The 15,306-nt window shown below is 69.0% G+C and carries 12 protein-coding genes; 7 read left to right on the plus strand and 5 right to left on the minus strand.

Going from position 1 to position 15,306, the window contains the following annotated elements:
- Positions 1-107 precede the first annotated feature (107 nt).
- From uvrC to LHU95_RS12825, 6 genes are all read left to right on the plus strand, one after another.
- Positions 108-1,991 carry an excinuclease ABC subunit UvrC gene (uvrC, locus tag LHU95_RS12800; protein ID WP_248707348.1) on the plus strand — a complete coding sequence of 628 codons (1,884 nt, stop codon included), beginning with the start codon at positions 108-110 and terminating at the stop codon, positions 1,989-1,991.
- A gap of 5 nt (positions 1,992-1,996) precedes the next feature.
- Complete coding sequence (gene pgsA, locus LHU95_RS12805) at positions 1,997-2,614, plus strand: CDP-diacylglycerol--glycerol-3-phosphate 3-phosphatidyltransferase (RefSeq protein ID WP_248707349.1); 618 nt, start codon at positions 1,997-1,999, stop codon at positions 2,612-2,614.
- Positions 2,615-2,675: 61 nt separating this feature from the next.
- Positions 2,676-3,302, plus strand: coding sequence for a hypothetical protein (locus LHU95_RS12810; RefSeq protein ID WP_248707350.1), 627 nt, complete (start codon positions 2,676-2,678; stop codon positions 3,300-3,302).
- Between the two features lie 104 nt (positions 3,303-3,406).
- Positions 3,407-3,658: a molybdopterin converting factor subunit 1 gene (gene moaD, locus LHU95_RS12815; protein WP_248707351.1), complete on the plus strand. Its 252-nt coding sequence runs from the start codon at positions 3,407-3,409 to the stop codon at positions 3,656-3,658.
- A gap of 2 nt (positions 3,659-3,660) precedes the next feature.
- Positions 3,661-4,104, plus strand: a complete 444-nt coding sequence (locus tag LHU95_RS12820) for a molybdenum cofactor biosynthesis protein MoaE (protein ID WP_248707352.1) — start codon at positions 3,661-3,663, stop codon at positions 4,102-4,104.
- Entirely contained in the window at positions 4,098-5,462 is a 1,365-nt protein-coding gene (locus LHU95_RS12825; RefSeq protein ID WP_248707353.1) for a hypothetical protein, read from the plus strand. The genes LHU95_RS12820 and LHU95_RS12825 overlap by 7 nt, the downstream gene beginning before the upstream one ends.
- Before the next feature lie 90 nt (positions 5,463-5,552).
- On the opposite strand, the gene LHU95_RS12830 is transcribed toward LHU95_RS12825, so the two are convergent.
- The 5 genes from LHU95_RS12830 to xseA all read right to left on the minus strand — a co-directional run bounded on the left by LHU95_RS12830 (position 5,553) and on the right by xseA (position 13,952).
- Complete coding sequence (locus tag LHU95_RS12830; protein WP_248707354.1) at positions 5,553-6,980, minus strand: TolC family protein; 1,428 nt, start codon at positions 6,978-6,980, stop codon at positions 5,553-5,555.
- Positions 6,977-10,138: a CusA/CzcA family heavy metal efflux RND transporter gene (locus LHU95_RS12835; protein WP_248707355.1), complete on the minus strand. Its 3,162-nt coding sequence runs from the start codon at positions 10,136-10,138 to the stop codon at positions 6,977-6,979. Before LHU95_RS12835 ends, LHU95_RS12830 begins: the two co-directional genes overlap by 4 nt.
- Before the next feature lie 179 nt (positions 10,139-10,317).
- Positions 10,318-11,598, minus strand: coding sequence for an efflux RND transporter periplasmic adaptor subunit (locus tag LHU95_RS12840; protein ID WP_248707356.1), 1,281 nt, complete (start codon positions 11,596-11,598; stop codon positions 10,318-10,320).
- Positions 11,599-11,742: 144 nt separating this feature from the next.
- Positions 11,743-12,525, minus strand: a complete 783-nt coding sequence (locus tag LHU95_RS12845; RefSeq protein ID WP_248707357.1) for a M23 family metallopeptidase — start codon at positions 12,523-12,525, stop codon at positions 11,743-11,745.
- Entirely contained in the window at positions 12,522-13,952 is a 1,431-nt protein-coding gene (gene xseA / locus LHU95_RS12850) for an exodeoxyribonuclease VII large subunit (RefSeq protein ID WP_248707358.1), read from the minus strand. Before xseA ends, LHU95_RS12845 begins: the two co-directional genes overlap by 4 nt.
- Before the next feature lie 47 nt (positions 13,953-13,999).
- Here xseA and purD point away from each other — a divergent pair, with 47 nt between their 5' ends.
- On the plus strand, positions 14,000-15,283 hold the full coding sequence (purD, locus tag LHU95_RS12855; RefSeq protein ID WP_248707359.1) for a phosphoribosylamine--glycine ligase: 1,284 nt from the start codon (positions 14,000-14,002) through the stop codon (positions 15,281-15,283).
- Positions 15,284-15,306 lie beyond the last annotated feature (23 nt).

Below are 15,306 nucleotides of genomic sequence, written 5' to 3' on the forward strand. Positions count from 1 at the left end.
GCCGCTTTGGAACCCCTCCCCCCAGCTTCTCCCACAGAGTTATCCACAGAGGCCGGGGATAGTTTCGCCGCTTGAGCGCGGCACCCGCTCCCGGTAAGCGCAAGCCCATGGAATTCGCCGAACCGCCCGAGGCGGCCCCCATCAGCGGCCTCGCCGTGCTGGAGGCGGCGCTGCCCAACCTGCCGCTCTCGCCCGGCGTCTATCGCATGCTCGATGGCAAGGGCGATGTGCTTTACGTCGGCAAGGCGCGCGCCATCCGCAAGCGCGTCACCAGCTACACCCAGGTGGCGCGCCTGCCGGAGCGGCTGCGCCGCATGGTGCATGAAACCCGCCGCATCGAGGTGATCACCACCGCCTCCGAGGCGGAGGCGCTGCTGCTAGAAGCCAACCTCATCAAGCGGCTCAGGCCGCGCTACAACATTGTCCTCCGGGACGACAAGACCTATCCCTGGCTGATGGTCACCGATGACCATCCCTACCCGCAAATCGCCAAGCATCGGGGTGAGCGGCGCAAGGGGGCCAGCTATTACGGCCCCTTCGCCAGCGTCTGGGCGGTGAACCAGACCATCACGGCGCTGCAGCGCGTCTTCCTGCTGCGCACCTGCCGGGACACGGTGTTCGACACGCGCGACCGCCCCTGCCTGCTGCACCAGATCAAGCGCTGCTCGGCCCCCTGCGTGGAGCGCATCAGCGCCGAGGATTACGGCGCGCTGGTGCATGAGGCGAAGCAGTTCCTGGCCGGCGAGACCCCCACCATCCAGAAGCGCCTGGCCGCCGAGATGGAGGCCGCCGCCGAGCGCCTGGAATTCGAGCGCGCGGCCAGCTTGCGGGACCGAATCCGCGGCCTGACGCATATCCAGGGCACCAGCCGCATCAATCTCGAAGGTGTGGGCGATGCCGATGTGGTGGCGCTGCACATGGCGGCCGGCCAATCCTGCGTGCAGGTCTTCTTCTTCCGGGGCGGCCGCAACAACGGCAACCGCCCCTATTTCCTGACCCATTCCAAGAGCGACATCAGCCCCGAGGAGGTGCTCGGCAGCTTCCTCGGCCAGCTTTACGATGACCTGCCGCCGCCGCCCTTGGTGCTGCTGAGCCATGACGTGCCGGACGCGCCGCTGATCGCCGAGGCGCTGGCCATCAAGGCCTCACGCAAGGTCGAGCTGCACCGCCCGCAGCGCGGCGAAAAGCGCGACATCGTAGCCCATGCCGAGATCAACGCGCGTGAAGCGCTGGAACGCCGCCTCGCCGAATCCACCGCGCAGGCCGCCCTGCTGGAGGGTGTACAGCGCCTGTTCGACCTGCCCGAGCGGCCGGAGCGCATCGAGGTTTATGACAACAGCCACATCATGGGCACCAATGCGTATGGCGCCATGATCGTGGGCGGGCCCGGCGGCTTCGCCAAATCCGCCTATCGCAAATTCGCCATCAAGGAAGCCAAACCGGGCGATGATTTCGGCATGATGCGCGAGGTTCTCGAACGCCGCTTTGGCCGCGCCCTGAAGGAAGACCCCGCCCGCACCGAGCCCGGCTGGCCGGATTTGGTCATGATTGACGGTGGCGTGGGCCAGCTTTCCGCCGTGACCGAGGTGATGGCGACCCTCGGGCTGGAGGACATCCCGCTGGTCGCCATTGCCAAGGGCGTGGACCGCGATGCGGGGCGCGAATGGTTCCACATGGCCGGGCGCGAGGCGTTTCAGCTGCCGCCGCGCGACCCGGTGCTCTATTACCTGCAACGCCTGCGCGATGAGGCGCATCGCTTCGTCATCGGCACCCACCGCGCCGGCCGCGCCAAATCCCTCACCAAATCCGAGCTGGATGACGTGCCCGGCGTCGGCCCCAAGGTGAAGCGCGAATTGCTCAACCATTTCGGCTCGGCCCGCGGCGTGCGCCAGGCGAGCGAGACGGATCTGGCCAATTGCCCCGGAATCGGCCCCGCCCTGGCGCGGCGCATACATGAGCATTTCCACCTTGGCACGGGTCAAGCTACATAGGGTCCGTGCCGACCGATCTGCCCAACCTCCTCACCCTCTCGCGGATCTTCGCGATCCCGCTGCTGGTGATCTGCGTCGCCATCCGCGCCCCCTGGGCGGATATGGCCGCCTGCGCGCTGTTCTCGGCCGCCGCCATCACCGATTACTTCGACGGCAAGATCGCGCGGGACCGGCAGATCACCTCGGATTTCGGCCGCATGCTGGACCCGATCGCCGACAAGCTCCTCGTGGGTGCGGCTCTCATGCTGCTGGCCGGCTTCGACCGGCTGCCCAATTGGGCGCTGCTGCCGGCCATCGTCATCATGCTTCGGGAAATCCTGGTCTCCGGCCTGCGCGAATACCTGGCGGGGATCAATCTCGGCCTGCCGGTGACGTCGCTGGCGAAATGGAAGACGGGCTTCCAGATGGGCGCGCTCGGCACCCTGCTGGCCGGCGATACCGGGGCCGCTGTCATCGGCCTGGGCTTCCTGCCGGTCTCGCTGATCGGCGAATTGATGCTCTGGACCGCCGCCGCCCTCACCCTGGTCACCGGCTGGGACTATCTGGCCGCCGGCCTGCGCCATGCCGCGCGCGAGGCGCCGCCTCACACTTCGTCACCCATCAACCAGATGGAGCGGCCTTGAGATCGAGGCCACTCCAGCGCATGTTGCGGCGCAGAATCCCGAACATCTCCAGGAGTCACGCATGCGGTTGAAACTCTCGACAATCAGGGTCCTGGCCTTGCTGACCGTTTCGGTGGGCGTGGCCGGTTGCGCCCGGGTCGAGTCGGGTTTCGCCTGGGCCCAGGGCGGGCTCTCCGGCACCTATGACCGCTTTGGCCCGAATTGGGGCGGCATGCGCCCCACCATGCCAAATGAAAGCCTGACCGTGCAGCGGATTCGCGGCCAGGCTGATCCGCTGGAGCCGCTGCGCCCTGAGCCCGGCGATGTCTGGCCGGGCGAGGACGCGCCGCGCGCCACCCTGGCCAATCCGGAGGAAGCCCTGCGCGGCATCCGCACGAGTGAGACCGAGCCGCGCCGCACCCGAGGCACCAGCGGCTATGAAAACTCGCCGGGTGCCGCCCCTCCCGTGATGTCCCCCATCTTCGAGGCGCCGACCCCGCCGCCGCGCGCCAACCGGACCGATGGCGCCTCCACCGGCAGCGGTCAGGTGTTTCAGTCCCAGCAGGGGCCCGTGGTGGGCACCGGCGGTTCGGGCCGCGTGCAGAGCACCGTCTCGCCGCAGGGTTCGGGCCTGGCCATTCGCGACGGCGCGACGACCACGCTGATCGGGCCGGGCGGCAACGTCCAACAGGTCCCGACTCCGCGCTGAGCGCTGGGGACACCATGCTGAACAGCACAAGAACCGCAGGCATTCGCCACATGATCGCGCTGGGCCTGGTGCCTGCCGCCCATGGCCCGCGCGGCGCCTGAGCCATGCAGCTGCTGTATTTCGCCTGGGTGCGCGAAAAGATCGGCCGTGCGGGTGAGGACATCACCCTGCCCGCCGGGGTCCACGATATTGCCGGCCTGGTGCGGCACCTCGTCACGCTCAGCCCGGGCCATGCGGCGGCCTTCGCCAACCCGACCGCGATCCGCGCCGCCGTGAACCAGGATTTCGCCGGCCCCCAAGATCCCGTCCGGGACACGGATGAGGTCGCTTTCTTCCCCCCCGTGACCGGCGGCTGAGCATGGCGCGCATCGCCGTCCAGGAAGCCGAATTCGACGTCACGGCCGAGACGGCGCTGCTGACGGCCGGGCGCAGCGATATCGGCGCCGTGGCGAGCTTCATCGGCATCTGCCGCGCCGATGACGGCCTGGCCGCCATGGTGCTGGAGCATTATCCCGCCATGACCGAGCGTGCCATGGCCGCCATCGCGGCGCAGGCGGAAGCCCGCTGGCCGCTGACCGGCTGCACGCTGATCCATCGCGTCGGGCGGCTGGAGCCGGGTGCGCCCATCGTGCTGGTGCTGACAGCCAGCGGCCACCGCGCCGCGGCCCTCGAAGCCTGCGCCTTCCTGATGGACTGGCTGAAAACCCGCGCCCCCTTCTGGAAGCGCGAGGAATTCACCGCAGGCCACGCACGATGGGTCGAGGCCCGCGCCGAGGATGAAACGGCCGCCGAACGGTGGTAGCGGCCCTCCTCGCCATCATGGCGGGCGGGTTGCTGCTGATCTGGCCGGCCTTCCTGAATGGCTACCCGCTGCTGTTCAGCGATAGCGGCGCCTATCTGGCCCAGACCGTCGTGCCGCTGATGATCTGGGACAAGCCGTGGATCTACGGGCCCTTCGCCTGGGTGTTTCACCAGCATCTCTCGCTCTGGGGCACGGTGGTCGCACAGGGCCTGATCGTCGCGCACCTCGTCTGGCTGCTGGCGCACATCCTGGGCCACGCCGCGCCATCGCGACATTTGGCGCTGTGTGCCGCCCTGGCGCTTTTCACCACGGCGCCCTGGTCGGCGGCCTTGCTCATGCCGGATATCCTGACGCCTGTGGCCGTGCTGTGCGCCGCGCTGCTGGGCTGGGGCTGGCCCATGCTGACGCGGGCCGAGCGGCTTTGGCTGCTGGCGCTGGGCAGCATCGCCACCGCGGCGCATCTCTCCAACCTGCCGGTCATCGTTGCGCTGCTGGTACTGGGTGCCTGCCTGCGGGCAGGCTGGCGGGCTTGCCTGCGCATCGCGGCGCCGCTGCTCGGGGCCGTCGGTCTCCTGCTGGTGACCAATCTGGCCGGCCATGGGCGGCTTGCTCTCTCGCCCTATGGCAGCACCTTCCTGCTCGCGCGGCTGATCGCGGATGGGCCGGCCGCGCGCACCATCGCGACCCGCTGCCCGGAGGCCGGCTGGTATCTCTGCGCCTTTGCGGGGCATCTGCCGAATGATTCCGACGCGTTCCTCTGGCAGCCCGACAGCCCGGTCAATCGCGCGCCCGATGGCCGCGCGATCTTCCTCGGAGGTGCCGTCCTGGCGCCCGAGGCGAGTGTCATCATTGGCGAAACCCTGCGGCGGGAACCCTGGCCAGTGCTCCAGGCAGGCTTCGGCAATTTCCTGCGGCAGATGGGCATGACGCGCATCGGCGATACGCTGGCCAACAAGCATCTGGCGGCCGTTGTTCGTCCCCGCCTCGTCGAGCGCTTTCCAGCCTTCGAGGTGGCGGCCCATGACGCGGCCTTGCAAACGACGGATCGTCTCTCGGCCCGCGCCACGCAGGTCGCCTGGCTGCATCCCCTGGTTTTGCTGATCGCCACGCCGATCCTGCTCCTGGCCTGGATGCGCGCGCATGCCGCCCGGGATTCACTGGCGCTGGGTTTGCTGCTTTGCATGCTGGTCGGCGTCACGGGCAATGCGCTGGCAACGGGCGCGCTGTCGGGCCCCTATGACCGGTATCAGGCCCGCATCGCCTGGCTGCTGCCGCTGGCGGCCATGCTGATGTGGGAGCGGCTGAAGATGGGGGCGGCGCTACGCGGGCTTCTGGGCTTCAGATCACCCAACGCGTAACGAGGCTCCCGGGGGACTCCGGCAGGAAGCTCCACTTCCCGCTTACCTTGCAGATGGAGGCGGAAGGCGTAGCGCCTCCGCCTGGTGCGGCTACAGCCGCGCCGCCACGCCGCTCACGCCTGTCGCAAATTCCAGCTGCGCCAGCGCCGTCAGATAGGCCGCGCGCGCGTTGTTGGCAGCCACACGCGTCGCATTCAGCGTGCGCAGCGCATCCAGCACATCCAGCAGAGAACGCCCCCCCGCGAGATAGGCCTGCTCCGCACTGCGATAGGCCAGCTCCGCCCGGTTCAGCGCGCCGCCCGTGTAGAGCCGCAGCAGCGCGCGGGACTGCTCATAGGCCGCCCAGGCGGTGGCGAAATCGACGCGGCCCCGCAACAGCGCCTGGCGCGCCTGCGCTTCAAGCTGCGCCTGCTGGCCCGCCGCCGTGCCGATATTGCCGGTGACGATCTGGTTGGTGAACAGCGGCACAGAGAGGCTGAAGGTGAATTGGTTGGTCGCGTTCAGCGGTTCAGAGGCGCTGGGCAAATCCTGCGACAGGCGCGAGCGGCTCCAGCCGCCATTCAGCGTCACATCGCGCCACCGCTGCGCCTCGGCCAGGCTGGTATTGGCCGCACCGGCGGCGGCGGCGCGGGTTGCGGCCACCACATCGGCCCGGTTCTGCACGGCCTCGGCCAATTCATCGCGCGTGACACCGGGGGTGGGCATGGCATCGAAGCGGCCCCGCACATCAAGCGCCACCGGTGGCAACGCGCCCTGCCCCTGGGAGGAGGTGAAGGCCGCGGCGTCCATGGAGAGCGCGACAGCGACCTGCGCCACCGCCGCCGCATAGGCCAGCGCCGCGCCGGTGACATCCGCCTCGAAGGGCAGCCGGCTGGCCTGGAAGCGCAGCAGGTCACCCTCCGGCAGCGCGCCATCCTGCAATTGCCGGCGCAGCAGCGCCTCGGTGCGGTCCAGGCTTCCGCGATTGCCCAGCGCCACTTCCAGATTGGCCCGCGCGCCCAGAGCGGCGATGAAGGCCTGGCGCAGGGCAAAGAATTGCCCGCGCAGCGTGTCCAGCACCAGCGCCTCGGCCACGCCGATGTTTTCCTCGGCCAGGCGCGTGCGCAATGTGCGCTTGCCGCCCAGCTCGATCAGGCCGGTCAGCCCCACGGCGATGTTGTTGGCCGGGCTGATGAAGCGGGCACCCTGAACGCGATTGCCCTGCGTGGTGTTGAACTCGGCGAAGTTGTTGCCCACCGAAATCTGGGGCGGCGGCAATGAGGAGGCCACCAGCCGCTGCGCGCGCACCGCATCCACCCCGCGCTGTGCCGCCACCACATTGAGGTTGCGCTCCAGCAGCAGCCGCTCCGCCGCATCGAGAGAGAGCACGCGCGTCCCCTGCGGCAGGGGCAGCGGGATCATGCCCGGCCCGGCCGTCCGGGCCGGGCGGGCCGCACTCGGTGCGGCGATGGGGGACGGAGTCTGCGCGAGCGCGGGCGTGGCCAGCAGCAGCAGCGCCAGGGTGGGGGCGGCCCTCATGCCGGCAACCCCGCGCGTTCGCGCCGGCTGGCCAATGCGGCCTCCTGCCGCGCCAGATCGCGCGGGCGCCCCAGCAGATCGATCAGCGCCGGAAAGACCACCAGGATGAAGATGGGAACGAGGCCGATGCCGCCCACCACCACAATGGCCAGCGGCTTGGTCACATCGGCGCCGATGCCCGTTGCCAGCGCCATGGGCAGCAGGCCGAAGAAGCTGGCGAAGCAGGTCATGAACACCGGGCGCAGGCGGTCCTGGCCGGATTGATCCAGCGCCTTCTTCCAGGCCATCCCCTCATGCCGCAAATGGTTGAAGTGGCTGAGCAGGATGATGCCCTCCATCACGGTGATGCCGAACAATGCCAGGAAACCGATGGCCGCCGGCACCGAGAAATTCAGCCCCGCCGCCCCCAGCGCCAGGATGCCACCCACCAGGGACAGCGGCACCATGGCCATCACCAGCAGCATTTCGCGGATGTTCCCGAACTGCACATAGAGCAGGACCATGATGATGATCAGCGCCACCGGCACGATGGTCAGCAGGCGCTTCACCGCCTCCTGCAGGTTGCGGAATTCGCCGACCCAGTCGAGCCGGTAGCCGGGTAGCAGCCGCACCTCCCGGTCCACCAGGGCCTGGGCTTCCAGCACCGCGCTCGCCGGATCGCGGCCACGAACCGAGAAGCGGACCGGCACATAGCGGCTGCCATCCTCGCGATAGACATAGGCCGTGCCGGAGACGAGCTGGATATTCGCCACATCCGCCAGCACGGCGCCGCGCGGCCCGCCGACAGGGATGCGGCCGATCGCGTCCAGGCTGTTGCGGAAAGGTTCGGCCAGGCGGACCACGATGGGGAAGTTGCGGTCTCCACCCGGTTCGTAGAGGCGCCCCGCCTCGCGCCCGCCGATCGCGGCCTGGATCACATCGTTGATGTCCTCGACGCGCAGGCCGAAGCGCGCGGCGCGCGCGCGGTCAATCGTGACCGAGACGGTGGGCTGGCCGAGCGTGGGGAAGACGGCGACATCCGTCAGCCCGCGCACCTGGGTCAGCAGCCCGCGAATCTGTTCGGCCCGCGCTGTCAGCACATCGAGTTCGGTGCCGAAGATCTTGATGGCATTGGCGCCCTTCACGCCCGAGGCCGCCTCCTGGACGTTGTCGCTGATCGCCTGGGCGAAGCTGAACTGCACGCCGAGGAAACGCTCCGAGAGACGCGCATTGATGGCGGCGACGAGGCCATCGCGGTGGGGTGCCGTCGTCCATTGCTCGGGCGGGCGCATGGGGATGAAGAATTCGGCGTTGAAGAAGCCGGCCGGGTCCGTGCCGTCATCCGGGCGGCCCTGCTGCGAGGTGACGGTCACGGCCTCGGGGAATTCCATCAGCGTGGCACGGATGCCCTGCACCGTGGCGTGGCCTTCTTCCAGCGAGATGGTGCCGGGCATGGTGGCGCGCACCCAGAGATTGCCCTCCTCCAGCGTCGGCAGGAATTCGGCGCCGAGCAGCGAGAGTACGAAGATGGAGACCGCCACCAGCATGGCCGCGATGGTGAGCGCGAAGGCGCGCGCCGCCATGGCCGCGTGATAGAGCTTCGCGTAGGACCAACGCAGGGCGCGGACCAGCGGCGTGTCCCGCTCCTGGCTGTTTTCGCTGAGCAGCACGGCGGAGAGTGCCGGCACGATGGTGAAGGCCGCGATGAGCGAACCCGCGATGGCATAGGCATAGGTCTTGGCCATGGGGCCGAAGATGCGCCCCTCGATGCCACCCATGGTGAACAGCGGGATGAAGGCGACGATGACGATCAGCAGGGCGAAGAGGATGGGTTTGCCCACCTCGCTGCCCGCGCGCAGGATGATCAGCGAAATCCCCGAGAGGCCGCCCGCCGCCTGCCCGCCCGCATAGAGATGCGGATTGCGCCGGGCCATGGCCAGATGTCGGTAGATATTCTCGACCATGATGATGGTCGCATCCACCAGCAGCCCGAAATCGAGGGCCCCGATGCTCAGCAGATTGGCGCTTTCGCCGCGCGCCAGGATCACCAGCACGGCGAAGAAGAAGGCGAAGGGGATGGTGGCGGCAACAACGATGGCGCCCCGCAGATCGCCCAGGAAGAGCCACTGGATCACCAGGATCAGCACGACACCCACGATGATATTGTGCACCACCATGTGGGTGGCGAGCTTCACCAGATCCTCGCGGTCATAGATCGGCACCACGCGCACGCCTGGCGGCAGCACGCCGCCGGCATTGATGCGGGCCACCTCCTCCTGCACGCCATGGATGGTGGGCAGCGTCTGCTCGCCGCGGCGCATCAGCACGGTGGCAAGCACGACATCCTCATCCTGCTCATGCCCCGCAATGCCCATGCGCGGCAGGGCGCCGATCTCGATGGTCGCGACATCGGAGAGCAGCACGGGAGAGCCATCGGCCGAGGCGCTGAGCACGATGTTGCGGATGTCATCCAGGCTGCGGATCAGGCCGATGCCCTGCACCACGGCCGCCTGTGGGCCGATCTGGATGATGCCGGCCCCCACCGTCGCATTGCCGCTGCGCACCGCCTCGATCACGGCGGGCAATTGCAGGCCAAAGGCATTCAGGCGGGGCAGATCAATCGTCACCGAATAGGATTTGCTGCGGCCGCCGAAGCTGGTCACGTCCACCACACCCGGCACGCGCTTGAAGCGGCGCTCCAGCACCCATTCCTGCAACACCTTCAGGTCATCCGGAGAAAAGCCGGGCGGGCCGACCACGCGGTAACGCATGATCTCGCCGATGGGTGAAAGAGGGCTGATGGTGGGGTTGGACCCATCCGGCAGGTCACGCAGGACGGCGAGGCGATTGAGCACCTGCTGCAAGGCCTGTTCGTAATTATAGGCAAAGGTGAACTGCACCCGCACATCCGAAAGGCCGAACAGGCTGGTCGATCGCACCGAATTCAGATTGGGCAGCCCCGCCATCGCAAGCTCGATGGGGATCGAGACATAGCGCTCGATCTCCTCGGCCGATTGCCCGGGGTTTTGCGTGATGATGACGACCTGCGGCGGCACCGGATCCGGATAGGCCTCGATATTGAGCTTGAGGAAGCCGTAGGCGCCGACGGCCACAAAGGCGATGAACAGCAGAATGACCAGAGCCCGCTGCTGCAGCGAGATGGCGACAATTTGGCGCATTCAGAGCCCGATCTGGTGAGGTGGCTTGCCGCCGAAGCAGTGAATCGGCCTCGCGAAAGCCAGCCCGATCTGGTGAGGCGGCTTGCCGCCGAAGCCGTGAAGCGGCCTCGCGAAAGCCAGCCCGATCTGGTGAGGCGGCTTGCCGACGAGGCAGTGAGTCGGTCTCTCAGCCATTGGCGTCAATCAATCCGCGCGGCGCGGTCAATGAACAGGGCGCCGCCGGTGACGAGGCGCTCGCCGGCCTGAATACCATCGCGCGCCTGAATCATGTCACCCGCGCGGATGCCGGGCGTGATCTTGCGCATGATGAAGCGGCCCTCCGGCAGGGCCACCCACACATTGGCCTCCGAACCGCGGAAGATCACGGCACTGGCCGGCACCGCCGGCGATTGCTGCGCCTCGCCGACCGAAATGCGGAAATTCGCGAACATCTCGGGGCGCAGCACGCCTTCGGGGTCCAGCACCTCGGCCATCACGGTCAGGCGGCGGGTGGCCGGGTCAAGGCCGGCCGCGGTGCGCACGATACGCGCGGGGAAGGCGCGGCCCGGCAAGGCGGCGACGGTCACCTCCACGGTCTGGCCCACCTGGATCAGCGGCACATCCAGCTCCCGCACGGCAGCGACGAGCCACATGGTCGAGAGATCGGCGATGGTGAAGACCGGATCGCCCTGCCCGGCCGAAACCCATTGGCCCGGCCCCACGCGGCGCTGGGTGATGGTGCCGGCCAGGGGCGCCGTCACGGTGATGATGCCGCTGACCTGGCGCGTGCGCTCGATCTCGGCGATCTGCTCGGCGGTGCGGCCCAGCACGCGCAACCGGTCGCGCTGCGCCTCGGCCTGGGCCACGGCGCTGCGGGCATCGGCATCGGCGGCATTGGCGGCGGCGCGCGCCTGCTCGACATCGCGCTGTGAGGCGGCGCGGGCGGAAAACAGCGATTGCTGGCGGGCCTCCTCGCGCCGCGCCTGCTCCAGCGCCACGCGGGTCTTCTGCACATTGTCCAGCGCGGCCAGGAGTTCATTGGCGGCGGTGGTGACGTCCGGCGTCTCCACCTCATAAAGCGGTGCGCCGGCCTCGACACGATCACCCACGCGGGCGAAGGCGCGGATCACGCGGCCCGTGAAGGGAGCGAGCATCGGCGTCGAGCGATCGTCATTATAGGCGATGCGCCCCTCGGCCAGGCGCTCGGGGCGGAATTCGCGCATCACCACGGGCTCGATCCGCAGGGCGCGCATTTCATTGTCATTCAGGCGGAATTCGCCGACCGGAAGGCGCTCAACAGTGGGCGGCGGCGGCGGCGTGGTATCGGCCCGATTGAGATAGACATAGCCCCCGGCCGCGACGGCCGCGGCCAGCCCCAACCAGAGCCAAGGTTTGCGCGCCGGCGGCTCCGTCACCTCGGCCGCGGCGGAGGTCCCGGCCGGCGAATCGGCCTTGGGGGCCTCGTGGTGAATCACGTTCATGAATGCCCTGAACTTTCCGACACGCTGAGGAAGAAGGAGAGCTGAAACACCACCCGCCGGAACCACCTGTTACTTCGCTAGATAAACCGAAGCTGAACGAGAAGGTAGCGCCCAGGGCTAAAAAATTGGTAATAAAATCGGATCTCAGGCCGCAAGAAGCGGCTGGGGGTCCAACCAAAGCCGGTACCAACCCAGGCTGAAATGCAGATGCGGGCCGGTCACGCGGCCCGTCGCACCCATGGCCCCCAGGCGGCCACCTTGGCGAACCTCATCACCTTCGCGCACATCCATGGCGGAAAGATGGGCATAGAGCGTGTTCACCCCATGGCCGTGATCCAGCACGATCAGCTTGCCGAAGAAGTGGAAATCGGCCGCCAGCGTGACCTTTCCGGCCGCCGCCGCCAGGATGGGCGTGCCCACCGGCCCCGCCACATCCAGGCCGAAATGCGGCTGGCGCGGTTGGCCGTTCAAGACGCGCTGGCTGCCGAATACCCCGCTGATGCGCCCGCGCGCCGGCCAGGCCAGGCCACCGGCGAAATCCACTCGAGACGAATCGACGCCGCGCACGGCATTCAGCCGCTCCCGCTCCAGCCTGATCCGCTCCAGTGCGGCGGCATCGGGCGTGACCTGGGCGGGCGGCAGGCCCGTGATGTGCTGCACATCCCATTCCCGGCGCGCGACGGCGATGCTGCGCGCCACCCCGTTCACGCTCAGCACCGCCTGCGGCCCGTGATCGCGGCCAAAGCCGAGCACGAAGAACCCCTCGGGCGAGACGCGTACGGGCTGGCCATCCAGCGTGATCCGCGCGCCCTGGGCGCCCTGGCCGATCAGCAGCGTCCCTTGCGCCGGCGTGCCGCGCCATTCCACCGCCGCCGCTGGCCGCGCCAGCAGCAGGGCCGGCAGGGCAAGGGCGGCGCGGCGCCTCAAAACAGGCTGCCTTGCCTGGGCTTGCCGCCGGCCGCCACCGCCTTCACGACGCCATCCTGGAAGGTCAGCGTCAGGCTGGCCCCCGCCGCGACCTGCGCGGCGGATGAGAAGGCCGTGCCATCCGTGCCCTGCACCAGCGCGAAACCCCGCGCCAGCACGGCATTGTAGCTGACAGCCTCCAGCCGGGCCGCGAGGCCCTCGACCCGCGCCGCCTGCTCACGGATCAGCGCCAGCACGGGGCCGGCGGAGAGCCGCGCCAGCGCCGGGGCCGCCAGGCGCCGCGCGGAGGCCCGCGCCCAGGCGGCCCGCAGCCGCTGATCCAGCGATTGCAGCGCGTGGGTGCCGGCGGCGATGGCCTCCCGCGGGTGGCGCAAGCCGGCGCCGAGCCGCGTCAATTCGGCCCGCTTGGCCACGACAAAGCCCGGCAGGGCCGCCCGCAGCCGCTCGGCGCGGTCATCCAGCCGTTGGCGGAGCAGGTTCACCAGGGCCGGCAGGTCGGGCAGGCCGGCCTCGGCGCGCGTCAGATGCAGCCGCGCCTCGCGCAGGCGGGCGGTGATGCGGTTGTCCATCCGCGCCGCGCGCTGCGCCAGATCAGCCGCCAGCTCCACCCGCGCGGGAACGGCCAGCTCGGCGGCGGCGGTGGGGGTGGGCGCGCGGCGGTCACTCGCGAAATCAATCAGCGTGGTGTCCGTCTCATGCCCCACGGCCGAGATCAGCGGAATGGTCGAGGCGGCGGCGGCACGGACCACCACCTCCTCGTTGAAGGCCATCAGATCCTCCAGCGAGCCACCGCCGCGCGCGACGATGATCACATCGGGGCGCGGAATCGCGCCGCCCGGCGGCAATTCGGAGAAACCGCGAATCGCAGCGGCGATTTTCTCCGCCGCCCCCTCCCCCTGCACCGGCACGGGCCAGAGGATCACATGGCGCGGAAAGCGCCGTGCCAGCGTGGTTCGGATATCCTGCAGCACCGCACCCTGCGGGCTGGTCACCACGCCGATGACGCGGGGCAGCAGCGGCAAGGCGCGCTTGCGCTCGGTATCGAACAGCCCCTCCTTGAGCAGGGCCGCCTTCAGCGCCTCGATCCGCGCCAGCATCGCACCAGCGCCCGCATATTCCAGCTTCTCGATCACCAGCTGGTATTTGGAGCGGTCGGCATAGGTGGAGAGGCGGCCCGTCGCCACCACTTCCATGCCGTTCTCGGGGCGCAGGCCGACGCGGGAGACGGTGCCCTTCCAGATCACCGCTTCGATCTTGGCATTCTCCTCCTTGAGCGAGAGGTAGATATGGCCGGAGGCGTAGGGTTTGACCTCGGTCAGCTCGCCGCGGACGCGCACGCGGGAAAAGGCGCCTTCCAGCGTGCGCTTGATGGCTCCCGCCAACTCGCCCACACCGTACTCCGGAACATTGGCACCGATCCCGTCCATGCATGACTTATAGGGGCGGATTTTGGCTTTGCGGAGGCAGTCATCGAATGAAGATTCTTGTTGTGGGCGGCGGCGGGCGCGAACACGCGCTGTGCTGGGCCATCGCGGCCTCGCCTTTGCTCACCCGCCTGTGGTGCGCGCCGGGTAATCCCGGCATCGCCGAAGTGGCGGAATGCGTGGCCATCGGGGCCGAGGATATCCCCGCACTGGTCGCCTTCGCCAAGGCCGAGGCGATGGATCTCGTGGTCGTCGGGCCGGAAGCGCCGCTGACGCTGGGGCTGGCCGATGCCTGCGCCGAAGCGGGGCTGCTGTGCTTCGGGCCCCGCGCGGCGGCGGCGCGACTCGAGGGCAGCAAGAGCTTCTTCAAGGACATTGCCAATGCCGCGGGGGCCCCCACCGCGGCGCATGGCCGCTTCACGGACCCGGATGCCGCCCGCGCCTATCTGCGCGAACAAGGCGCGCCCATCGTGGTGAAGGCCGACGGCCTGGCCGCCGGCAAGGGTGTGGTGGTGGCATTCAATTTGGCCGAGGCCGAGGAAGCCGTGGCCGAAATGATGGAAGCCGGCATCCATGGCGAGGCCGGCCGCATCCTGGTCATCGAGGAATGCCTGATCGGCGAAGAAATCAGCTTCTTCGCGCTGTGTGACGGCACGCATGCCATCCCGCTGGGTGCGGCGCAGGACCACAAGCGCGTGGGGGATGGCGATACCGGCCCGAATACCGGCGGCATGGGCGCCTATTCCCCGCCGCCCGCCTTCACGCCAGCCTTGCAGGCGCAGGTGATGGCCGAGTGCATCAACCCCGTGCTGGCCGAGTTGGCGCGGCGCGGGACGCCCTTCCAGGGCGTGCTCTTTGCCGGGCTGATGCTGACGGCCGAAGGCCCGAAGCTGCTGGAATTCAACGTCCGCTTCGGTGATCCGGAATGCCAGGCGCTGATGCTGCGCCTGCGCAGCGATCTGCTGCCCGCCCTGCTGGCCGCGGCCCAGGGCGGCTTGCGGGATTTCGAGCTGCGCTGGGAGAAGCTGGCCAGCCTGCTCGTCGTCATGGCGGCGCGGGGCTATCCCGGCACGCCGCTGCGGGGCACCGAAATCCGCGGGCTGGAAGCCGCGGCCCAGGTCCCGGGCGTGCAGATCTTCCACGCCGGCACGGCGCAGGATGAGGCCGGGCGGCTGGTGGCCCATGGAGGCCGGGTGCTGGGCATCGGCGCCACGGGCGCCACCCTCGCCGAGGCGCGGGCCGCCGCCTATGCCGCCGTGGCCCTGGTGGATTGGCCGGAGGGCTTCTGCCGGAGCGACATCGCCTGGCGCGCCCTTCCAACGCCGGGCGAGTGATGGCACGCTCCCTCGCAAAGCGA

Origin of the sequence: Sediminicoccus sp. KRV36, assembly GCF_023243115.1 — a bacterium.
Taxonomy (GTDB): domain Bacteria; phylum Pseudomonadota; class Alphaproteobacteria; order Acetobacterales; family Acetobacteraceae; genus Roseococcus.

Excerpts from the sequence above, each read along its gene's own strand:
- uvrC (WP_248707348.1), top strand. The coding sequence starts at position 108 with ATGGAATTCGCCGAACCGCCCGAGGCGGCCCCCATCAGCGGCCTCGCC.
- LHU95_RS12810 (WP_248707350.1), top strand. The coding sequence starts at position 2,676 with ATGCGGTTGAAACTCTCGACAATCAGGGTCCTGGCCTTGCTGACCGTT.
- moaD (WP_248707351.1), top strand. The coding sequence starts at position 3,407 with ATGCAGCTGCTGTATTTCGCCTGGGTGCGCGAAAAGATCGGCCGTGCG.
- LHU95_RS12820 (WP_248707352.1), top strand. The coding sequence starts at position 3,661 with ATGGCGCGCATCGCCGTCCAGGAAGCCGAATTCGACGTCACGGCCGAG.
- LHU95_RS12830 (WP_248707354.1), bottom strand. The coding sequence starts at position 6,980 with ATGAGGGCCGCCCCCACCCTGGCGCTGCTGCTGCTGGCCACGCCCGCG.
- LHU95_RS12835 (WP_248707355.1), bottom strand. The coding sequence starts at position 10,138 with ATGCGCCAAATTGTCGCCATCTCGCTGCAGCAGCGGGCTCTGGTCATT.
- LHU95_RS12840 (WP_248707356.1), bottom strand. The coding sequence starts at position 11,598 with ATGAACGTGATTCACCACGAGGCCCCCAAGGCCGATTCGCCGGCCGGG.
- xseA (WP_248707358.1), bottom strand. The coding sequence starts at position 13,952 with ATGGACGGGATCGGTGCCAATGTTCCGGAGTACGGTGTGGGCGAGTTG.
- purD (WP_248707359.1), top strand. The coding sequence starts at position 14,000 with ATGAAGATTCTTGTTGTGGGCGGCGGCGGGCGCGAACACGCGCTGTGC.